Source organism: Streptomyces sp. S.PB5 (assembly GCF_030403745.1).
Lineage (GTDB): Bacteria > Actinomycetota > Actinomycetes > Streptomycetales > Streptomycetaceae > Streptomyces.
This window is the reverse complement of the sequence record NZ_JAQMWP010000001.1, coordinates 192,669-214,217: the sequence shown is the minus strand read 5'-3', so window position 1 is coordinate 214,217 and position 21,549 is coordinate 192,669. Positions and strand designations below refer to the sequence as shown.

At 68.9% G+C, this 21,549-nt stretch carries 18 protein-coding genes; 10 read left to right on the top strand and 8 right to left on the bottom strand.

Annotated elements, in window-relative coordinates; all coding sequences use genetic code 11:
• Window positions 1-137: 137 nt before the first annotated feature.
• Window positions 138-2,702 carry a M14 family zinc carboxypeptidase gene (locus PH203_RS00980; RefSeq protein WP_289914943.1) on the top strand — a complete coding sequence of 855 codons (2,565 nt, stop codon included), beginning with the start codon at window positions 138-140 and terminating at the stop codon, window positions 2,700-2,702.
• A gap of 24 nt (window positions 2,703-2,726) precedes the next feature.
• The gene (locus PH203_RS00975) at window positions 2,727-3,878 is read left to right on the top strand and encodes a serine hydrolase domain-containing protein (protein WP_289914941.1); all 1,152 of its coding nucleotides are present in this window, start codon (window positions 2,727-2,729) and stop codon (window positions 3,876-3,878) included.
• A gap of 69 nt (window positions 3,879-3,947) precedes the next feature.
• Here PH203_RS00975 and PH203_RS00970 read toward each other — a convergent pair whose 3' ends face one another.
• Window positions 3,948-4,376, bottom strand: a complete 429-nt coding sequence (locus PH203_RS00970; RefSeq protein WP_289914938.1) for an organic hydroperoxide resistance protein — start codon at window positions 4,374-4,376, stop codon at window positions 3,948-3,950.
• Window positions 4,377-4,473: 97 nt separating this feature from the next.
• Window positions 4,474-5,472 carry an NADP-dependent oxidoreductase gene (locus tag PH203_RS00965; RefSeq protein ID WP_289914936.1) on the bottom strand — a complete coding sequence of 333 codons (999 nt, stop codon included), beginning with the start codon at window positions 5,470-5,472 and terminating at the stop codon, window positions 4,474-4,476.
• Window positions 5,473-5,561: 89 nt separating this feature from the next.
• Here PH203_RS00965 and PH203_RS00960 point away from each other — a divergent pair, with 89 nt between their 5' ends.
• Window positions 5,562-6,029: a MarR family transcriptional regulator gene (locus PH203_RS00960; RefSeq protein ID WP_289914935.1), complete on the top strand. Its 468-nt coding sequence runs from the start codon at window positions 5,562-5,564 to the stop codon at window positions 6,027-6,029.
• Window positions 6,030-6,729: 700 nt separating this feature from the next.
• Here the strand turns inward: PH203_RS00960 and PH203_RS00955 are convergent.
• On the bottom strand, window positions 6,730-7,098 hold the full coding sequence (locus PH203_RS00955) for a hypothetical protein (protein WP_289914934.1): 369 nt from the start codon (window positions 7,096-7,098) through the stop codon (window positions 6,730-6,732).
• Window positions 7,099-7,179: 81 nt separating this feature from the next.
• Here PH203_RS00955 and PH203_RS00950 point away from each other — a divergent pair, with 81 nt between their 5' ends.
• Window positions 7,180-7,644 (top strand): hypothetical protein, encoded by a 465-nt coding sequence (locus tag PH203_RS00950; protein ID WP_289914933.1) that lies wholly within the window; start codon window positions 7,180-7,182, stop codon window positions 7,642-7,644.
• A gap of 200 nt (window positions 7,645-7,844) precedes the next feature.
• Here the strand turns inward: PH203_RS00950 and yjfF are convergent, their stop codons facing one another.
• From yjfF to PH203_RS00925, 5 genes are all read right to left on the bottom strand, one after another.
• The gene (yjfF, locus tag PH203_RS00945; RefSeq protein ID WP_289914932.1) at window positions 7,845-8,876 is read right to left on the bottom strand and encodes a galactofuranose ABC transporter, permease protein YjfF; all 1,032 of its coding nucleotides are present in this window, start codon (window positions 8,874-8,876) and stop codon (window positions 7,845-7,847) included.
• Complete coding sequence (locus tag PH203_RS00940; RefSeq protein ID WP_289914931.1) at window positions 8,876-9,991, bottom strand: ABC transporter permease; 1,116 nt, start codon at window positions 9,989-9,991, stop codon at window positions 8,876-8,878. Before PH203_RS00940 ends, yjfF begins: the two co-directional genes overlap by 1 nt.
• Entirely contained in the window at window positions 9,988-11,526 is a 1,539-nt protein-coding gene (locus tag PH203_RS00935) for a sugar ABC transporter ATP-binding protein (protein ID WP_289914930.1), read from the bottom strand. The genes PH203_RS00940 and PH203_RS00935 overlap by 4 nt, the downstream gene beginning before the upstream one ends.
• A 176-nt stretch (window positions 11,527-11,702) precedes the next feature.
• Window positions 11,703-12,707: an ABC transporter substrate-binding protein gene (locus tag PH203_RS00930; protein ID WP_289914929.1), complete on the bottom strand. Its 1,005-nt coding sequence runs from the start codon at window positions 12,705-12,707 to the stop codon at window positions 11,703-11,705.
• 125 nt (window positions 12,708-12,832) lie between these two features.
• Window positions 12,833-13,852, bottom strand: coding sequence for a LacI family DNA-binding transcriptional regulator (locus PH203_RS00925; RefSeq protein WP_289914928.1), 1,020 nt, complete (start codon window positions 13,850-13,852; stop codon window positions 12,833-12,835).
• Window positions 13,853-14,151: 299 nt separating this feature from the next.
• On the opposite strand from PH203_RS00925, the gene PH203_RS00920 reads away from it, so the two are divergent.
• From PH203_RS00920 to mmsB, 6 genes are all read left to right on the top strand, one after another.
• Window positions 14,152-15,312 (top strand): mandelate racemase/muconate lactonizing enzyme family protein, encoded by a 1,161-nt coding sequence (locus PH203_RS00920; RefSeq protein WP_289914926.1) that lies wholly within the window; start codon window positions 14,152-14,154, stop codon window positions 15,310-15,312.
• Entirely contained in the window at window positions 15,309-16,313 is a 1,005-nt protein-coding gene (locus tag PH203_RS00915; protein ID WP_289914925.1) for an alcohol dehydrogenase catalytic domain-containing protein, read from the top strand. The genes PH203_RS00920 and PH203_RS00915 overlap by 4 nt, the downstream gene beginning before the upstream one ends.
• A gap of 162 nt (window positions 16,314-16,475) precedes the next feature.
• Window positions 16,476-17,444: a hypothetical protein gene (locus PH203_RS00910; protein ID WP_289914923.1), complete on the top strand. Its 969-nt coding sequence runs from the start codon at window positions 16,476-16,478 to the stop codon at window positions 17,442-17,444.
• Between the two features lie 132 nt (window positions 17,445-17,576).
• Window positions 17,577-18,689, top strand: a complete 1,113-nt coding sequence (chvE, locus tag PH203_RS00905) for a multiple monosaccharide ABC transporter substrate-binding protein (protein ID WP_289914922.1) — start codon at window positions 17,577-17,579, stop codon at window positions 18,687-18,689.
• A gap of 32 nt (window positions 18,690-18,721) precedes the next feature.
• Window positions 18,722-20,272, top strand: a complete 1,551-nt coding sequence (gene mmsA, locus PH203_RS00900; protein ID WP_289914921.1) for a multiple monosaccharide ABC transporter ATP-binding protein — start codon at window positions 18,722-18,724, stop codon at window positions 20,270-20,272.
• Complete coding sequence (gene mmsB / locus PH203_RS00895) at window positions 20,269-21,513, top strand: multiple monosaccharide ABC transporter permease (RefSeq protein WP_289914920.1); 1,245 nt, start codon at window positions 20,269-20,271, stop codon at window positions 21,511-21,513. The genes mmsA and mmsB overlap by 4 nt, the downstream gene beginning before the upstream one ends.
• The last annotated feature ends 36 nt before the right edge of the window (window positions 21,514-21,549 follow it).

Below are 21,549 nucleotides of genomic sequence, written 5' to 3'. Positions count from 1 at the left end.
CTCAGCATGCCCCGTCAGCGGCCCGTGGAATGCGCCATCCGGGGCATCCGTGACACCAACTGCCTCTTGTTCCGGTTGAGTCGAACAGGTACATGTCGCCGTACCGATCTCAGGAAGCTCCGGAGGAGGTACGACAGGTGCGCACCACGAGAACCACCCCTGTGAGACCCGTACTGTTCGCCGCCCTCGCCGTCACCACGGCGGGCTCACTGCTCCTCAGCCCGCACACGGCCGGTGCGGCGCCCGAACCGCCCGTCACCCGCGCGGCGGACGGCGGGGAGGTTTCCGGTCACGACCAGCGCGCGGCCGAGGCCCCGGCGAGCGCCGCGAAGAGGGCCCTGGCCGAGTCCCGGGGCAGCGCCTTCGACGGCACCGTGCGCGGCTATCCGCGCGAGCAGGTCCTCTCCCCCGACCCGGTGAACCCCGCCGACAAGTCCATCAGGCTCGGCCTCGCGCCGTACCACGCGATCGCCCCGAAGCTGAACGCCATCCAGGCCCTCGGCGACCGCGTCAGCGTGGAGATCGCCGGGCAGTCGGCCGGCGGGCACCGGCTGTACCTGGTCACCGTGACCGCTCCGGAGACCGCCGGTCAGGCCCGGGCCCAGGAGCGGATGCGCGAGCTGATCGAGAACGCGCCCGCTGGTGCCGCCAAGTCCCCTGAGATCAAGAAGAGTTACAAGGCTCCGGTCTTCGTCAACAACAACATCCACGGCAACGAGTGGGAGGGCACCGACGCCTCCCTGAAGCTCATCGAGCAGCTCGCCACCGCCAAGGACGCGAGGACACGCGACCTGCTCGCCCACTCCCGGCTCTACTTCAACATCACCGCCAACCCGGACGGCCGTGTCGCGGGCACCCGTACCAACGCCAACGGCTTCGACATGAACCGGGACTTCGTGACCGCTTCGCAGCCCGAGGTGCGGGCGATGCGGCAGATCGAGATCGACAAGCAGCCGGCCGTCATGCTCGACCTGCACGGTTACGTCAACGGCACGCTCATCGAGCCCACCACTCCCCCGCACGGCGAGAACTACGAGTACGACCTCTTCCTGAAGAACACCTACGCCAACGCCCTCGCCATGGAGACCGCCGTCAACGGCCTCGGCTACACGCCCGAGAAGGACGGCGTGGACCCGGCCCAGATCCCCTTCCGTGACTTCCCGGAGGGCTGGGACGACTGGCCGCCGGTCTTCACCCCGCAGTACGCGGCCTTCCACGGCACGGTCGCCGCGCACACCGTGGAGATCCCGCTCCAGGTGAACAACAACGCCTACAACACCCTGCCGGTGGCGGAGCTGCGGCGCCGCTCGGCCATCAACGTCGACGTCGCGGGCGCCGCGATCCGGGCGACGCTGAACTTCGTGCAGGAGAAGCGCACTTCACTGATCGCCGACCAGATCGAGGTCTTCCGGCGCGGCGCGGCGGGCGCGGCCCAGGTCCCGGTCTCCTCCGCGACCGTGCCCGGCGTCCCCGGCATCGGCCCCGAGGACGTCTACACGACCACCTTCCCGCGCGCCTACGTCCTCCCCGCCACCGGCAACGCGACCGCCACGGCCCGTCTGGTCGACCACCTGATCGCCAACGACGTACGCGTCACCCGCGCGAGCCACTCCTTCCGGCTCGGCGGAAAGACGTACGCGAAGGGCTCGTACGTCGTCGACATGCGCCAGCCCAAGCGCGGCCTCGCGAACGTCCTGCTCGCCGACGGGCGGGACATCAGCGACAAGGTCTCGGTGATGTACGACATCTCGGGCTGGAGCCTGGGCCGGCTGTGGGGCGCCACGGTGCAGCCGGTGCCGTCCGGGAAGCTCTCCGGCCTGCCGCTGCGCCCGGTGCGCGAGGCCACGGCGGTCGGCTATGTCGCCCCGCACGGCAACCTGCGGCTGCGCCTGGACGACCCGCAGGCGGTCGCGGCCGTCAACTCCCTTCTCCAGCAGGGTGTTCCGGTACGACGGACCGCTGACGGCGGAAGTGCGATCGTGCCGGGCTCGGCGCGGGCGAAGGCGGCCGGGGCGGCCCGGACGTACGACGTGGCCTTCGACGCCACCAAGCTCACCGGCGCGCAGGCACTCCCCCGCACGCGTGTCGCCGCCGCCGTGACAGCGGGCGAGCTCTTCGCGTTGCGCGAGATGAACTTCGAGGTCACCCCGGTCTCGACGACCGCGCTCAACGCGGGCTTCGACTGGTCCTCGGTCGATGTCCTGTTCGTGTCGACGGGCCTGGAGTACGGCGAACTGACCCCGGCCGCCCGCACGGCCCTGGACACCTTCCTGGCAGCGGGCCACGGCCTGGTCGGCCGCGGGGTGACGGGCGCCGGACTCGCCACCGCCACCGGTCTGCTGGCGGTGAAGCCGGTCGAGGGCAACGGGGACGCCAACGGTGTCGTACGGGTGGTGAACGCGGGTCCGGTGACCTCCGGCGCCCCCGGCCATGGTTTCGTGTACGCGCCCGTCTGGTTCACGGATCTCGGTCCCGGGGTCCGCGTGGAGCAGTCGTACGCGACCGGGAACCCCCTTGTCTCCGGGCACTGGCGGCCGTCGCAGGACGGCAGCGGCGGACCCTCCGCGGCGGCCGGAAAGCCCTCGGTCGTCAGTGGTCCGCAATCGGTGCTCTTCGGCACCGAGCCCCTCTTCCGAGACCATCCGAAGGGAGAATTCCCGCAGGTCGCAAAGGCGTTGTTCGGCGTGGCACACGCCGGTTAGCGGTTCAGCAGTCAAGGAGAGCGGATGACCCAGGAGATCCACGGCACCGTCGCCGACGGCTTCGAGGCGGTGCGCGAGGAGTTCGCCGCGTTCGTGGCCGGTGAACGTTCCGACTACGAGGGCCAGTTGTGCGCGTATGTGCACGGTCGCAGAGTCGTCGACCTGTGGACGGGTGACGGCAACGAGGCCGGCTCCCTGCACGCCGTGTTCTCGTCGACGAAGGGTGCCGCGCATCTCGTCGTCGCTCTCCTCGTCCAGGACGGCACGCTCGAACTGGACCGCAAAGTGACGTACTACTGGCCGGAGTTCGGGGCCGAGGGCAAGGGTGCGCTGACCCTGCGCGACCTGATCACCCACCGGGCCGGACTGATCGGCCTGGACGCCGGGTTCAGCCGGGACGAGCTCGCCGACGACCGGGTGATCGCCGAACGCCTCGCCGACCAGCGCCCGTTCTGGCGCCCCGGTACGGCGTTCGGCTACCACGCCCTGGTCATCGGCGCGCTCACCGGCGAGGTCGTACGGCGGGCGACGGGCCGTACGATCCAGGAACTGTGGGAGGAACGGATCCGGGCCCCGTACGCCCTGGACTTCCACCTCGGCCTCCCGGCGGCCCTGGAGCCCCGCTACCGCCCCGCCCAGCCGATGATCCCGACCCCGGTCCAGCAGGCCGAGATCGACGCCACGCCCACCGGCCCGCACACCTTGTCGTCCATCGCCTTCAACGGACATGTCCCGGACCCGGGTGACCTGGTCGACTACGCCAACTCCCGTACCGTGCGCGCCAAGGGCCCGGCGTCGGCCGGCGGAGTGGCGGCGGCGCGCGGTCTGGCCGGGATGTACGCGGCGGCGATCAGCGAGATCGACGACCGTCCGCCCCTCCTCAAGCCGGACACGATCGCCGAGGTGGGCCAGATCCACTCCACCGGCTACGACCTGGTCGCCCGCGACCACCGCTCCTTCGGCCTCGGCTTCCAGGCCATCGCCGACACCCGCCACCCGTTCCTCGGCACCGGGACCTTCGGCCACAGCGGCGCGGGTGGCTCCCAGGCCTTCGCCGACCCGTGGAGCGGCCTGGCCTACGGCTACACCCGCCGCCGGCTCGCCTACCCGGGCGGGGCGGCACCGGAGAACGACCGGCTGGTGAGGGCGGTGCACAACGCGGCGCTGGCTGTTTGAACGAGGGGAAGAGCAGAGGCCGCACCCTACGTCCAAGGGTGCGGCCTCTGGCGTATGCAACGAACGGCGTCAGACCAGCGTCACGCTGATGTTCCCGCGGGTCGCCTTGGAGTACGGGCAGACCTGGTGGGCCTTCTCAAGGAGGGTCCGGGCGGTGTCGGCGTCGACGTTCGGGATGCGGGCCGAGATCTCGACGATGAGCCCGAATCCGTCGTCGTTCTTGCCGATGCCGACCTTCGCGGTGACCGTCGACCCGGTGATGTCGGCCTTCTCCTGGCGGGCCACGACGCCGAGGGCGCCCTGGAAGCAGGCGCTGTAGCCGGCGGCGAACAGCTGCTCCGGGTTGGTGCCCTCGCCGGAGCCGCCCATCTCCTTGGGCGGGTTCACGACGACGTCGAGACGGCCGTCCTCAGTGGCGACCCGGCCGTCGCGGCCGTTCTCGGCGGTGGCGACGGCGGTGTACAGGACGTCGGTACGACTGATGGGGCTGCTGGACATGCGGTGTCTTCCTCCTAGGTCCGCCGTGCGACTCGCGCCCACGATCGACGACGGTTTCGGAAAGAAGTTACCGCATGCCGGAATCCGGGTGTAGACGTCAGAGCTTGACGATCATCTTTCCGGTGTTGTCGCCACGCAGGACGCCGAGGAACGCCTCCAGGTTGTTCTCGATGCCCTCGACGACGGTCTCGCGGTACTTCAGCTCACCCGAGGCGACCCAGGGGCCGACCTCCTGGACGAACTGCGGCTGCAGGTCGTAGTGGTCGCCGACGAGCAGGCCCTCGATGCGGCCGCGGGTCTGGATGAGACGGGCGAGGTTACGCGGGCCGGGGGCGGGCTCGGTGTTGTTGTAGACCGAGATCATGCCGCAGACGGCGATGCGACCGCCCTGGTTCAGCGACCCGATGGCGGCCTCCAGGTGGTCCCCGCCGACGTTGTCGAAGTAGACGTCGATGCCGTCGGGGGCGGCGGCGCGCAGCTGCTCGCCCACGGGACCGTTCTTGTAGTTGAAGGCGGCGTCGAAGCCGTACTCCTCCACGAGCAGCTTGACCTTGTCGTCCGAGCCGGCCGAGCCGATGACGCGCGAGGCGCCCTTCAGCCTGGCGATCTGGCCGACCTGGCTGCCGACGGCGCCGGCGCCGCCGGACACGAAGACCGAGTCGCCCTCCTTGAACACGGCGGTGCGCAGGAGGCCGGCGTAGGCGGTGAGGCCGGTCAGACCGAGGACACCGAGGTACGTCGACAGGGGCGCGGCCTCGGGGTCGACCTTGACGGCCTGGGCGGCGCCGAAGGTGGCGTACTCGCGCCAGCCGCCGAAGTGCAGGACGTGGTCTCCGACGGCGATCCCCTCGGCGCCGGAGGCGACGACCTCACCGACGGCACCGCCCTGCATGACCTTGCCGAGCTCGAAGGGGGCGACGTACGACTTCGCGGCGCTCATGCGGCCGCGCATGTACGGGTCCACGGACAGGTACTTGTTCCGCACGAGGATCTGCCCCTCGCCCGGCTGCCGGACCTCGGCCTCGACCAGGGCGAAGTCCTCGGGCTTGGGCCAGCCGACGGGGCGGGAGAGCAGGTGCCACTCGCGGTTGATCATGACGGAACCTTTCAGATTTACTTCAGTACCTGAAACAACCATGCTCCTGAATATTTCATGTTGTCAAATAATGGGGGTAGGCTTGAGCCATGCCAGACGCCGCCATGCCCGACGCCACGCCCGCCCCGCGGAAGTCCGATCGCCGTCCCGATGCGCTGACCCTCGAGGTCGTCGAGCTGATCGGTGATGTCGTGGCCCGTTTCTACGCGGACTTCGAGGAGGCGGCGGCGGAGCATGCGCTGACCGGGGCGCAGGCGCGGCTGCTGAGCCTGCTGTCCCTTGAGCCGCTGCCGATGCGGAAGCTGGCGCACAAGCTGCGGTGCGAGCCGTCCAACGTCACCGGGATCGTGGATCGGCTGGAGTCCCGGGGGCTGGTGGAGCGACGACCCGACCCTGCGGACCGGCGTGTGAAGCTGGCGGCGGTGACCGAGTCCGGGCGGGTGGTGGCCCGGGGGTTGCGGGACGAGTTGCGCTTCGCGCGGGAGCCGTTGGCGGGGTTGTCGGATGAGGAGCGGGAGCTGTTGCGGGGGTTGCTGCGGCGGATGCTGGCCGCTTAGCCGCTGGTACCGCCCAGACGTTCTCTCGCCCCCGCCGCCCCTACCCGTCCCGTCCCCAGGGGCTGCCGCCCCTTCGACCCCGCCCGGGGCTGCCGCCCCGGACCCCGCTTCGGCCCTTAAGGGGCCTCGTCCTCAAACTCCCCCAGAGGGGGCACCCCCAGACGGGCTGAGTTACCGGAACCGGCACCCAGAGGCTCAGCCCCCATCCGGAGGCGCAGCCCCAGGGGTGGGTGGGGGATCGGGACGGCAAATCCTCGCCCTCAAGCACCGGACGGGCTGAAATGACCTGCACCGCCGTCCAGAGGCACAACTCCCACCCCGAGGCCCAGCCCCAGCGGGTGGGTGGGGGATCGGGACGGCAAGCCCTTGCCCTCACGCACCGGACCGGCTGAAGTCTCAGCGCCTATGGGTGAGTGGGAGCCCGTCGTCGGCGTGTAGCGGGCCGCATCGCACCCGCGCCGGCGCAACGGCGAGCAGGGGACGTGTCGGGGGGTGTCCGCCCGCAGCGGCGGGCGTCCGACACCACGCACCCCTGAAAGAAACCGAGCCGCCCGACCGAGGACGGACACCCCCCGGCGCGGCCCCGACCCACAACGCAACGCAAGTGCGCAACGCGAACCCCCACCAACCAGCAACGGGCCGCCGCAGGCACCCCGCCCCACCGCCGGAGGCCGCCGCACCCCGCCCCACCGCCGGAGGCCTACGTGCACCACCACAGGAATCGCTTGCACTCCGTCGGGGACGGATCCGCGGTCGGTTCCGACGTCGTGGGGTCCGACGTGGGGGTCGCGGCCGGAGTCGTCGCGGCCGGGGCCGACGTGGCCGTGCCCGGTACGGTGCCCGAGGTCGCCGACTGGGTGTCCTTGTCGGGGCCCTTCGACTCCTTCGCGCTCTCCGACGCCGACGGCGACGCGGACTTCGACGCGTCCGATGACGCCGAGGACGACGGAGACACGTCGTCCTCGTCGTTCACGGCACCCGCCGCCCCGCTCGCCTCGTCCGACGCCGCCCCCTCCGCCGACTCCCCGCCCGCCGCCGCCGGCGTGGGCGACGAACCCGGCGCGTCCATACCCAGCTCCGCCAGGCTCAGGCCCCCCGCCGCCAGCACAAAGCCCGCGGTGATCAGAAGGAGACGCCGGCGCCGGCGCCGATGGGCCGCCGCCTTGCGGTCACGGCGACTAGCACCACCGCCGGGGCCGTCCAGTTCCTCGCCGTCGTCAGCTTCGTCAGCTTCGTCAGCTTCGTCATCGTCGTACTCGGCGGCGTCGTCGTACTCCTCATGGACCTCCTCGGCCCGGCCGCCCCCACGACCCCGCCCACGCCCATGCCCACGCCGCCGCGCCGCACGGCCACCCCCGACCGACTCGGCCACCGCCTCGGCAGCCTCACCCCGGTCATCAGCAGCCGCATCGCCGCTCTCGGGCCCGTCGCCGTACGCCACATTCCCGTGACCGTCGCCATGGGACACAGGCAACCGGCCGGACCCATCGGCCCCATAGGCCGCCGCCCCGTACCCCTCATACGCCGCAACCGCCCCCACCCCCTGCTGCACATACGGCTGTTGCTGGGTGGGAACCCCCGGTTCGGGCATCTGCGTGGGCAGGTTCTGGGCTGAAGTGCCGCACCCCGGGCAAGCCAGGGCGCCGTTGAGGTGCCTTTGGCACGGGAGGCAGTAGTCCATGACGCGGGAAGATTAAGTTCCTAACCGGTGGTGTTCCTAGAGTCATCTGTGAAAATTGTGTGGGGAACCGACCGTTCCGGCGTGGCGGCTTGAGGATGATCCCCCCGGAACGGTCCGTTTCCCCTCGACTCGCCTCACGTCTCCTTACGAGTCGTCATCACACGCTGGATAAGGATGAACGCACACAGCAGCACACCCGTCGCGATCTTCGTCCACCACGAGCTGAGCGTTCCCTCGAACTGGATGATGCTCTTGATCAGGCCGAGGACCAGGACACCGAACAGCGTGCCCAGTACATAACCCGAGCCACCCGTCAGCAGCGTCCCGCCGATCACCACCGCGGCGATCGCGTCGAGCTCCATGCCCACCGCGTGCAGCGGGTCACCGGACTGGATGTAGAGCATGAACAGCAGGCCCGCGAGCGCCGAGCAGAAGCCGCTCATCGTGTAGACCGCGATCTTCGTGCCGCCCAGCGGAAGCCCCATCAGCAGCGCCGACTGCTCGTTGCCGCCGATGGCGTACACCCGGCGTCCGAAGCGGGTGTAGTGGAGGATGTAGAAGGCCGCCGCCAGGACCAGCAGCGCCACGATCGCGCCGATCGACAGCTCCCCGAGCCCCAGCGACACCCGCGTCTCCGCCAGGCTGCTCACCGCCGAGTCGTTGATCGCGATCGACTCCTTGCTGATCACGAGGCACAGGCCGCGGAACAGGAACAACCCCGCCAGCGTCACGATGAACGGCTGGATCTCGAAGTTGTGGATGACGTAGCCCATCAGGAAGCCGCCGAACGCTCCCACGCCCAGCGAGATCGGGATCACCACCAGCAGCGGCAGGCCCACGTCCTGCACCAGCCACGCCGTCAGCATCGTCGTGAAGCCGATCACCGAGCCGACGGACAGGTCGATGCCGCCGGACATGATGACGAACGTCGCACCGACGGCGGCCACCAGCAGATAACTGTTGTCGATGAACAGGTTGAGGAACACCTGCGAGTCGCCGAAGCCGTAGTTCTGGTAGCGGCTCAGGCCCGCTATGTACATCGCGAGGAACAGCGCCGCCGTCACCAGCACGGGCAGCCTGCGGTCGCCGAACAGCCGCGCCGCCGCGGACGGCGTACGCGCTTCCGGCCTGTCCGGTGTCGTGGGGGTCTTGGTCGTCGTACTCATCACGACACCTCCATCTTGGGAGCGGGGCCGGTGGAGTCGGCGGGACCGGTCGGGGCGGTGGGCTCCGCGGGGGCCTCGGCCGGGGCCGGCGGGGCCGTCTTCTTCGCGCGGGCGCCGAAGACCTTCGCCCGGAACTTCGGGGACTGCAGCAGGCATACGACGATCACGACCGCCGCCTTGAAGACCAGGTTGGTCTGGGTGGGGACACCGATCGTGTAGATCGTGGTCGTCAGGGTCTGGATGACCAGGGCGCCCACCACCGTGCCGCCGATCGAGAACCGGCCGCCCAGCAGCGACGTGCCGCCGATCACCACCGCGAGGATCGCGTCCAGCTCGATCCACAGACCGGCGTTGTTGCCGTCCGCGGCCGAGGTGTTGGAGCTGATCATGAGGCCCGCGATGCCCGCGCACAGGGCGCAGAAGACGTACACCATGATCTTGATGCGGCGGGAGCGGATGCCGACGAGGCGGCTGGCCTCCGCGTTGCCGCCCACCGATTCGACCAGGAGGCCCAGGGCCGTGCGGCGGGTGAGCAGCACCGTGACCGCCACCACCGCCGCCACCACGAAGATGGAGAACGGGAGCGTCAGCCAGTAGCCGCCGCCGATCAGCTTGTACGGCTCGCTGTTGATGGTGATGATCTGGCCGTCGGTGATCAGCTGGGCCACTCCTCGGCCCGCGACCATGATGATGAGGGTCGCGATGATGGGCTGGATGCCCATCCTGGCCACCAGGAAGCCGTTCCAGAGGCCGCAGACGACCGCGGCGATCAGGCCCAGGCCCATCGCCAGCAGCACTCCGGCCAGGGCGTCCTGGTCCGCCTGGTCGCTGATGTACGAACAGGTCAGGGCGCCTGTGATGGCTACCACCGCGCCGACCGACAGGTCGATTCCGCCTGTCGCGATGACGAGGGTCATGCCGACCGCCACCAGGATCAGCGGCGAGCCGAACAGCACGATCGAGACGAGGCTGCCGTAGAGGTGGCCGTCCGTCATGTGGACCGCGAAGAAGTCGGGGGTGAAGGGGACGTTGACGAGCAGCAGGGCCACCAGGACCGCGACCGGCCAGAAGAGGTTATGGCGTGTCAGTGCTCGCCAGCGGGATGTGGTGGTCACTGCTGTTCTCCGCTCGCGATGGTCTCGAGGATCTTGCTGGTGGTGATCTCCGGGCCGTTGGTGAGCCGGGCGACCAGCTTGCGGTCGCGCAGGACGCCGATGGTGTGGCTGAGGCGGAGGACCTCTTCCAGCTCGGCCGCGATGTAGAGGACGGACATGCCGTCCTCGGAGAGGGAGACCACCAGTTTCTGGATCTCGGTCTTGGCGCCGATGTCGATGCCGCGGGTCGGCTCGTCCAGGATCAGGAGCTTCGGCTGGGTGATCAGCCAGCGGGCGAGGAGCACCTTCTGCTGGTTGCCGCCGCTCAACTGGCCCACCCGGGCCTCGGGGTTGGCGGGGCGGATGTCCAGCGCCTTGATGTACTTGGCGACCAGCTCGTCGCGCTGGGCCGTCGGGATGGGGCGGGTCCAGCCGCGAGCCGCCTGGAGGGCGAGGATGATGTTCTCGCGAACCGTCAGGTCGGGGACCAGGCCCTCGGTCTTGCGGTTCTCCGAGCAGAACGCGACCCCGGCGCCGATGGCGTCGTTCGGGGCGCTCATCGACACCTGCTTGCCGCCGATGGTCACCTTGCCCGCGTCGGGCTGGTCGGCGCCGAAGAGGAGGCGGGCGAGTTCGGTGCGGCCCGAGCCCAACAGACCCGCCAGGCCGACGACTTCGCCCTTCTTGATGTCCAGGTCGAAGGGGGCGATGCCGCCGTTGCGGCCGAGGCCCTCCGCCTTCAGGAGCGACTCGCCGACGTCCGCGTGGAGTTGCTGGTCGTGCAGCTCCTCCAGCTGGTCCAGGGCCTTGCCGATCATCAGCTCGATCAGGCCGACCTGGTCGAGGTCGCGGACCATGTGCTCGCCGACGAGGGTGCCGTTGCGCAGGACCGTCATACGGTCGCAGATCTCGTAGATCTGGTCGAGGAAGTGGGAGACGAAGAGGATCGCCACGCCCTCGTCGCGCAACTGCCGCATCAGACGGAAGAGTTCGAGGACCTCGTCGCGGTCGAGGCTGGAGGTCGGCTCGTCGAGGACGAGGACCTTGGTGCCGGAGCCCGAGCCGTCGCTGTCGCCGTGGCCCACCGACCGTACGATCGCGACCAGTTGCTGCACGGCGAGGGGGTACGAGGCGAGGGGCGCGGTGACGTCGATGTCGAGGCCGAGGCGGTCGACCATCTCCGCCGCCTCCTTGCGCATGCGCTTCCACTGGATGCGGCCCGCGCGGGTGGGTTCACGGCCGATGAAGATGTTCTCCGCCACCGAGAGGTTGGGGCAGAGGTTGACCTCCTGGTAGACGGTGCTGATGCCGGCCTGCTGCGCCTGCAGCGGGCTGTCGATGTGCACCGCCTTGCCGTCGAGGGTGACGGTGCCGCCGTCCAGGGTGTAGACCCCTGTCAGCACCTTGATCAGGGTGGATTTCCCGGCCCCGTTCTCGCCCATCAGGGCGTGGATCTCGCCGGGGAAGAGCCGGAAGTCGACGCCCGACAGAGCCCTTACCCCCGGAAACTCTTTGACTATGCCCGTCATCTCCAGGACGGGCTGCGGCTCTGCCATGGCAGCGCTCCTCTTGGACTCATCGATTCGTTTCAGGCCCCCGGAGGGACCAAGCCCACGGGGAGCCTGGCCGGCCGAGACGTACTCGGCCGGCCGGAGGCTCCCTGTCGGGTGGTGCGGTCGGTGGTGCGGTCGGTCATGCCGCGACCGGTGCCGCGACCGATTCAGTACTGCGGTCAGTACTTGCGGGTCGGGAGCGCGTCCTTCGCCTGGTCCTGCATGAAGTCGCCCTCCTTGGTCTTGATCCAGCGCTCGACCGTGCCGCCCTCGTGGACCGTCTTGACGACCTCCATGAGCTGGGGGCCGAGCAGCGGGTTGCACTCGACGATGGCGTTGATCTTGCCCTCGGACATCGCGACGAAGCCGTCCTTCACGCCGTCGACCGAGACGATGAGGATGTCCTTGCCGGGCTTCTTGCCGGCCGCCTCGATGGACTGGATGGCGCCGATGGCCATGTCGTCGTTGTGGGCGTAGAGGACGTTGATGTCCGGGTTGGACTGCAGGAAGGCCGCCATGACCTGCTTGCCGCCGGCGCGGGTGAAGTCGCCGGTCTGGGTGACGACGATCTTCCAGTCGTCGGCGTGGTCGGCGTCCATGACCTCCTTGAAGCCCTTGGCGCGCTCGATGGCGGGGGCGGCACCGGTGGTGCCCTCCAGCTGGGCGATCTTCACGGGGCCCTTGAGTCCGGCCTTCTCGATGACCTTCTCGAGGATCTTCGCGGCGCGGCGGCCCTCGTCGGTGAAGTCGGAGCCGACCAGGGTGACGTACAGCGAGTCGTCGGAGGTCTCGACGGAGCGGTCGGTGAGGACGACCGGGATCTTCGCGGCCTTGGCCTCCTTGAGGACGGCGTCCCAGCCGGTGACGACCACCGGGGAGAAGGCGATGACGTCGACCTTCTGCGCGATGTAGCTGCGGATCGCGGAGATCTGGTTCTCCTGCTTCTGCTGGGCGTCGGAGAACTTCAGGTTGTAACCCGCCTCCTTCGCCGCGGACTTGACCGAGTCGCTGTTGGCGGTGCGCCAGCCGCTCTCGGAGCCGACCTGCGAGAAGCCGAGGGTGATCTTCTTGCTGCCGCCACCCGCGGAGTCGCCGGAGCCTTCGTCCTCCTTGGCGCAGGCCGCCAGGGTGCCCGCCGCCGCGACGCCGATCGCCGCGGTGAGGAAGTTCCTTCTGTTGAGCATGTCTTCTCCTTTGAAGAGCCAGGACTGATCGCCCCGCGTCCAGCCTGTCGATCATTATTCGAAATCTCGGTCACACTGGTGTACGAATGCGATCCGCTTGGTGCCTTGGTGCCTTGCCGGCCGTGTCAGTCGGGAGCCGTGCTGGCCCGGACGACGAGTTGAGGTTCGACGGCGACTCCGGTGGCCCCGGAGAGGGCCCGGCCCTCGATGAGGTCCAGCAGTAGAGCGATGCTGTGTTTGCCCACCGTCGCGAAGTCCTGCCGGACGGTGGTGAGCGGTGGAGCGAAGAACTCCGATTCGGGGATGTCGTCGAAACCGACGATGGCGACGTCCTGGGGCGTGCGTACGCCCGCCTCCCGCAGCGCGCGCAACACCCCCAGTGCCATCTGGTCGTTGGCGACGAAGACGGCGGTCAGTCCACGGCCCACCCAGCCTGCCAGTTCCTGGCCCGCGCGGTAGCCCGAGAGCGGACTCCAGTCCCCCCTGAGCGGCGTCGGCGGCTCGATGCCCGCCGCTTCGAGGGTCGCCCGCCAGCCGGTCTCCCGGTCGGCGGCCTCCTGCCAGTCCTCGGGTCCGGCGAGATGCCAGACCTTCCGGTGGCCCGCGGCCAGCAGATGCCCGGTGGCGAGCCGCGCCCCCAGCTGCTGGTCCACGTTGACGCTCGGGATCTCGGCGCCGGACCCGGTCCCCACGGCCACCACCGGGAAGGGGTGCCGGAGTTCGGCGAGCGCCTCGACCGCCGAGCGCTGCGGAGCGAGTGCGATGACCCCCTCCACCCCGCCCTCGCTGAGGTGGTCCAGGGCCTCGGAGAGCGTCTCCACCGCCAGCCTGCGCAGACTGACCGTCGAGACGGTGTACCCCTGGGCCCGAGCCGCCTCCTCCAGTGCGAAGAGCGTGCTGGCCGGCCCGTAGAGCGTGGTGTTGGAGGCGACCACACCCAGGGTCCGGGTGCGCCGGGTGACGAGGGCCCGGGCGGAGGAGTTGCGGCGGTAGCCCATCTCCTCGATCGCTCGCAGCACCTTGGCCCGGGTCTCGTCGCGGACGTTGGGGTGATCACCCAGGACGCGGGAGACGGTCTGGTGGGACACCCCGGCAAGCCGGGCCACATCGGCCATGGTGGGCGGCCGAAGCTGTAAGTGGTCCACGGTCGCACCTCCTGGCTCTCAGCGATTGACTCTCAGCGATCGGTTGAAGCGGTGCACATTGTGAGCGCTAACAATTCATGCCGGTCAAGAGGGCTGCATCAGGGAGGTTGTCACGGTTGAATAACGCCGCAGGCTGGGAGAGTTGAGATGTCGGACGGATGTGGGCGTCTCCAAAACCGTTACGCCGTTCGACCCTCCGACCCATTGACACCCCGACCGAGCCGTCCTTACGGTCGGGCCAGCATTTCGAACGTGAGCCGATATTTCGAACAAGCTGAGAAGCCTAGGGAGTAGCTGACGTGCGCATCACGGGAATCAGCACGCACGTGGTCGGGACGCCATGGCGCAATCTGACCTACGTCCAGGTGCACACCGACGAGGGACTCACCGGCGTCGGCGAGACCCGCATGCTGGGCCACACCGACGCCCTGCTCGGCTATCTGCACGAGGCCAAGACCAACCACATTCTCGGGTCCGACCCGTTCGCTGTCGAGGACCTCGTCAAGCGGATGAAGTACGGCGACTACGGGCGCGCCGGTGAGATCGTGATGTCCGGCATCGCCGTGATCGAGATGGCCTGCTGGGACATCAAGGGCAAGGCCCTCGGGGTGCCGGTCTGGCAGCTGCTGGGCGGCAAGGTCACCGACAAGGTCAAGGCGTACGCCAACGGCTGGTACACCACCGAGCGGACCCCGGAGGCCTACCACAAGGCCGCCCAGGGAGTCATGGAGCGCGGGTACAAGGCGCTGAAGATCGACCCCTTCGGCACCGGTCACTTCGAGCTCGACCACGAGCAGAGCCTGTACGCCGTCTCGCTCATCGAGGCCGTCCGTGACGCCATCGGCCCGGACGCCGAGCTGATGCTGGAGATGCACGGGCGCTTCTCCCCCGCCACCGCCGTACGCCTCGCCAAGGACCTCGCACCCTTCAAGCCGGCGTGGCTGGAGGAGCCGGTGCCGCCGGAGAACCTCAAGGCGCTGGAGAAGGTGGCCGCGAAGGTCGACATGCCGGTCGCCACCGGTGAGCGCATCCACGACCGCATCGAGTTCCGGGAGCTCTTCGAGAGCCAGGCCGTGGACATCATCCAGCCCGACGTCGGTCACATCGGCGGCATCTGGGAGACCCGGAAGCTGGCCGCGACCGCCGAGACCCACTACGTGCTGGTCGCCCCGCACAACGTGGGCGGCCCGGTGCTGACCGCCGCCTCGCTCCAGGTCGGCTTCACCGCGCCGAACTTCAAGATCCTGGAGCACTTCAACGACTTCGCCGACGCGGAGATCAAGAAGGTCGTCAAGGGCGCCCCGCAGGTCGTGGACGGCTACTTCGAGCTGTCGCACGAGCCCGGCCTCGGTGTGGAGCTGGACGTGGACGCGGCCGCGGAATTCCCGCAGCAGCAGGCCCGGTTCGACCTGTGGGCCGACGGCTGGGAGCAGCGCAAGCCGAAGGGCACCGAGCAGTGAGCACCGCGGTCGTCATCGAGGCGCCCGGCGAGCACCGGCTCGTCGAGCACACCCCTCGTGAGCCCGGTGCCGGCGAGGCCCTGGTCCGCGTGCACGCGGTCGGCATCTGCGGCAGCGACCGCGAGGTGTACCAGGGCAACCGGCCCGAGGGCTACGTCCGTTACCCGCTCACCCCCGGCCACGAGTGGTCCGGGACGGTGGAGAAGGTGGGCGCCGGGGTGCCGGCGTCGCTGGTCGGCCGCAAGGTCGTCGGCGAGGGCTTCCGCAACTGCCAGGTCTGCGACCGCTGTCACGAGGGCGAGACCACACTGTGCAGCGCCGGGTACGAGGAGACGGGCTTCACCGAGCCCGGCGCCATGGCCACCACGCTCACCCTCCCGGCCCGCCTGCTGCACATCCTCCCGGAGTCCGCCGACCTGACGGCCGCGGCGCTCCTGGAGCCGGCCGCGTGCATCGCGGCCGCGGCGATCAAGGCGAACGCGCGGCCCGGTGAGCGGGTCGCCGTGGTGGGCACGGGCACGCTCGGGATGTTCGCGGTGCAGTTCCTGAAGGCGGGTTCGCCCTCGGAGCTGCTGGTGGTGGGCACCCGCCCGGACCGCGCGGAGCTGTCGAAGACCTTCGGGGCCACCGATTTCCGCACCCGGGACCAGGAGCTGCCCGACGACTTCGACGTCGTCATCGAGACCGCCGGTTCGGCGTCCGCCGCGAACACCGCGGCCTCGCTGCTCAGACGCGGCGGCCGCCTCGTCCTGACGGGCATCCCGGCGCCGGGCGCCGACGGTCTCGACCCGACCGATCTCGTCGTTCGGCAGCTGGAGGTGCACACCGTGTTCGGGGCGCCGCCGGACGCCTGGGCACACACCGTGCGGGTCTTCGGGGCCGGGCTGCTCGATCCGCTGCCGCTCGTCACGCACGAGCTGCCGCTGGAGGAGTTCCCGCGGGCCATCGAGTTGGTGGGGTCCGGCGACCCGCAGGTCGGAAAGGTCCTCCTCCGGCCGTGACACACCCCTGAGCCGTACGCCGGTACGGGGCGCCTGACGACTTCGTACCGGCGTACATCCAAGGCCTTGGCCATCCGAAGCCTCGGACGTCCGAAGCCCGAGGAGCCTTCCGCATCCAGAGCCGCGACACTCGTCCGAAATATCGAACCTGAAGGACAGCTTGTGACCGAGACCACCGCCAGCGCGGCCCGACGACCCGGTGAGCAGGCGCTCGCTGCGCTCGGACTGAACGCGCCCGCCCTCGACCCCGCCGACGCGTCCCCGCACACGTTCCCCGGCGGCGGCCGCTGGCGTACCGAAGTGCCCTCCGTGGAGGGCCCCGAGGCCCTTGCCGTGGTCCTCAAGGAGACCTCGCGGCTCGATGTCCCGGTGCACCGGATCAGCCAGGGCAGCGGCGTGTGGATGCTCACCGACGCCGAGATCACCGAGATGGTCGAGGCGACCGCCGAACGGGACATAGAGCTCTGCCTGTTCACCGGTCCGCGCGGCACCTGGGACATCGGCGGCTCCACCCGGACCGACTCCAAGGGCGGCGGGCTGCGCGCCCGCGGGCTCGACGCGGTCGCCGGCTGCGTCGAGGACGCCATCCGGGCGACGGAGCTGGGCGTGAAGTGCCTGCTCGTCGCCGACGAGGGCGTGCTGTGGGCGCTGCACCGGGCGCGGGTCGCCGGGATCATCCCCGCCGACACCACGCTGAAGGTGTCGGCGCTGATCGGACCGGTCAACCCGGCCGCGTACGCCGTCTACGAGAACCTCGGCGGCGACTCGATCAACGTGCCCAGCGACCTCACGCTCGACCACCTCACGGAGATCCGGCGGGTGTCGGGCGCCCCCATGGACATGTACATCGAGGCCCCCGACGATCTCGGCGGGTATGTCCGGATGTACGAGGTCGCCGAGCTGATCCGGCGCGGCGCACCGCTCTATCTGAAGTTCGGCCTGTCGAAGGCCCCCGGGATCTACCCGTACGGGCACCACATGCGGGACCTCACGCTGTCCACCGCCAAGGAAAGAGTGCGGCGCGGACGGCTCGCTCTGGATCTGCTCGCACGGCACGGGGCGGACGGCGACATGGCGCCGCTCGGCTCGAGACTGCCGGGCGCGCTGAAGCGGTTCGAAACGCCTGCATAACGTTCCGGACAACGCCCCTTCACAGAAGCCGACGGAGTCGAACAGACTCCGACACAACTTGTCTGGGTTCTCTGTACCACCGACGGGCGCTCGCACCGCCAACTCGCCCTGGCCACTAGGACATCAAGGAAGATGATCATGCGAAACCGCAGAGCCGTACTCTCCGCCATAGCCGCCTCCTCCGTTCTTGCTCTCACCCTCTCGGCCTGTGGCCAGGACAGCACGGGCGGCAGCGAGGAGGACAAGGGCAGCGCCAAGGGCGGCACCATCGGCATCGCGATGCCGACCAAGTCCTCCGAGCGCTGGATCGCCGACGGCAAGAACGTCGAGACCAACCTGCAGAAGCTTGGCTACAAGACCACGCTGGTCTACGGCGAGGACGACCCGGAGAACCAGGTCTCGCAGATCGAGAACCTGATCACCCAGAACGTCAAGGCGCTCATCGTCGCGGCGATCGACAACAAGTCGCTCAACGGCGTGCTCCAGCAGGCCAAGGACGCGGGCATCCCGGTCATCGCCTACGACCGGCTGATCCTCGGCACGCCGAACGTCGACTACTACGCCTCCTTCGACAACTCCAAGGTCGGCGAGCTCCAGGCCAACTACATCGTCGAGAAGCTCGGCCTCGCGCAGGGCAAGGGCCCCTTCAACATCGAGCTGTTCGCCGGCTCCAACGACGACAACAACACGAAGTACTTCTTCAACGGCGCGATGAGCGTCCTGAAGCCGTACATCGACGACAAGAAGCTCGTCGTGAAGTCGGGCCAGACCGCCCTCAACAAGGTCACCACGCTGCGCTGGGACGGCGCCACCGCCCAGCGGCGCATGGACGACATCCTGACCCGCACCTACACCAGCGGCAAGGTCGACGCGGTCCTCTCGCCGTACGACGGCATCTCGATCGGCATCCTGTCGGCGCTGAAGTCGGACGGCTACGGCACCAAGGCCAAGCCGCTGCCGGTCCTCACCGGCCAGGACGCCGAGCTGGCCTCGGTGAAGTCGATCATCGCGGGCGACCAGACGCAGACCGTCTACAAGGACACCCGTGAGCTGGCCAAGGTCGCCGCGAGCATGGTCGACGCGGTCCTCAACGACAAGAAGCCCGAGACCAACGACACCAAGACGTACGACAACGGCTCCAAGGTCGTCCCCGCCTACCTGCTGAAGCCGGTGAGCGTCGACAAGACCAACTACGAGCAGGTCCTGATCGACGGTGGCTACTACACCGAGGCCGACCTCAAGTAACCGCCGTCATCTACTGATTGGAAGGCACGACCATGGCGGGACCCGTCCTGGAAATGCGCTCGATCGTCAAGACCTTTCCCGGTGTCAAAGCGCTCTCGGACGTCACGCTGACCGTCCGGCAGGGCGAGGTCCACGCCATCTGCGGTGAGAACGGCGCCGGCAAGTCCACCTTGATGAAGGTGCTCTCCGGCGTCCATCCGCACGGGACGTACGAGGGCGAGATCCTCTTCGAGGGAGAGCGCTGCGAGTTCAAGGACATCCGCGCGAGCGAGGATCACGGCATCGTGATCATCCACCAGGAGCTCGCGCTGGTGCCCTACCTCTCCCTCGCGGAGAACATCTTCCTCGGCAACGAGCACGCCAAGGGCGGGCTCATCGACTGGAACGAGACGCTGCGGCACGCCAGTGAGCTGCTGCGCCGGGTGGGTCTGAGCGACCACCCGGAGACCCGTGTCGCCGACATCGGCGTGGGCAAGCAGCAGCTCGTGGAGATCGCCAAGGCGCTCTCGAAGAAGGTGAAGCTGCTCATCCTCGACGAGCCCACCGCGGCGCTCAACGACGAGGACAGCGGCAAACTCCTGGATCTCATCCTGGAGTTGAAGAAGCAGGGCATGACCTCGATCATCATCTCCCACAAGCTCAACGAGATCCGCAAGGTCGCCGACTCGGTCACGATCATCCGCGACGGCCAGACCATCGAGACCCTCGATGTGAAGGCCGCGGAGACGACCGAGGACCGGATCATCTCCGGCATGGTGGGCCGCGACCTGGACCACCGCTTCCCCGAACGCACCCCGTACGAGGGCGAGTCGGACGAGGCCCCGGCCCTCGAGGTCCGCGACTGGACCGTGCTCCACCCGATCGACCAGGCGCGCAAGGTGGTCGACGATGTGTCGATCAACGTCAAGCGCGGTGAGATCGTCGGGATCGCGGGCCTGATGGGCGCGGGCCGCACCGAGCTCGCGATGAGCGTCTTCGGCCGCTCCTACGGCCGGCACACGGGCGGCACGGTCCTCAAGGACGGCAAGGAGATCCGTACGAAGACCGTCGCCGAGGCGGTCGGGCACGGCATCGCCTATGTCACCGAGGACCGCAAGCACTACGGCCTCAACCTCATCGACACCATCAACCGCAACATCTCGCTCAGCGCCCTGGGCAAGGTGGCCAAGCGCGGGATCGTCGACGAGCACGAGGAGCGGAAGGTCTCCGAGGGCTTCCGCAAGTCCATGAACATCAAGGCGCCGACCGTCTTCGAGCCGGTGGGCAAGCTGTCCGGCGGCAACCAGCAGAAGGTCGTCCTCAGCAAGTGGATCTTCGCGGGTCCGGACGTGCTGATCCTGGACGAGCCCACGCGCGGTATCGACGTCGGCGCCAAGTACGAGATCTACACCGTCATCGACCAGCTGGCCGCCCAGGGCAAGGCGGTCGTCTTCATCTCCTCCGAGCTGCCCGAACTGCTCGGCATGTGCGACCGCATCTACACGATGGCCGCAGGCCGGCTGACCGGTGAGTTCTCTCGAGCGGACGCCTCGCAGGAATCGCTGATGCGACAGATGACCAAGGACAAAGAGGTAACCCGATGAGCACCGACGTCACCAAGAGCCCGGCGGTGGTCCCGCCCGGCAAGAGCGGAGGACCGTCCTCCGACAGCGGGTTGCTGCAGCTGATGCTGGACGGCCTGCGCCGCAACATGCGCCAGTACGGCATGCTGATCGCCCTCGGTCTGATCGTCGCCCTGTTCGCGGTGTGGACCGACGGGGTGCTGCTCCAGCCGCGCAACGTCTCCAACCTGGTCCTGCAGAACTCCTATGTGCTGATCCTCGCGATCGGCATGATGCTGGTCATCATCGCGGGCCACATCGACCTGTCGGTCGGCTCGCTGACGGCGTTCGTGGGCGCGTTCGCGGCCGTACTGACCGTGCAGCACGATGTGTCCTGGCCGCTCGCCGTGGCGCTGTGCCTGGTGGTCGGCGCGGTGGCGGGCGCGATCCAGGGGTTCCTCATCGCGTATTTCGGCATACCCTCCTTCATCGTCACCCTCGCCGGGATGCTGGTCTTCCGCGGCTTCACCGAGATCCTGCTCGAGGGCCAGACCCTCGGCCCGTTCCCGGGCGGCCTGCAGAAGATCGGCAACGGCTTCCTGCCGGAGACCGGCCCGGAGACCAACTACCACAACATCACGCTGCTGCTGGGCCTGGTCCTGATCGTCTTCGTGGTGCTGCAGGAGGTCCGTGACCGCAAGCGCCAGCAGGAGTTCTCGCTGGAGGTGCTGCCGCGCAACATCTTCCTGCTCAAGCTCACCTCGATCGTCGCCGCGGTCCTCGTCGTGACGATGCTGCTCGCCAGCTACAAGGGCGCCCCGATCATCCTGCTGATCCTCGGCGCGCTGGTCGTCGGCTACGGCTACCTCATGCGCAACGCGGTCTTCGGCCGGCACATCTACGCGATCGGCGGCAACCTGCCGGCCGCGAAGCTCTCCGGTGTGAAGGACAAGAAGGTCACCTTCCTGGTCTTCCTCAACATGGGCGCGCTCGCGGCGCTCGCCGGCCTGGCGATCGCCGCCCGGCTGAACGCGGCCTCTCCGAAGGCGGGCCTGAACTACGAACTCGAGGCCATCGCCTCGGCGTTCATCGGCGGCGCCTCCATGAGCGGCGGCGTCGGCACCGTCCTCGGCGCGATCATCGGCGGTCTCGTCCTCGGTGTCCTCAACAACGGCATGAACCTCCTCAGCGTCGGCTCCGACTGGCAGCAGGTCATCAAGGGCCTCGCCCTGCTGGCCGCGGTCGGCTTCGACGTGTGGAACAAGCGCAAGGTCGGTTCATGACCGGGCCTGACCGAAGCTGAAGGGGGCCCCGTCGGA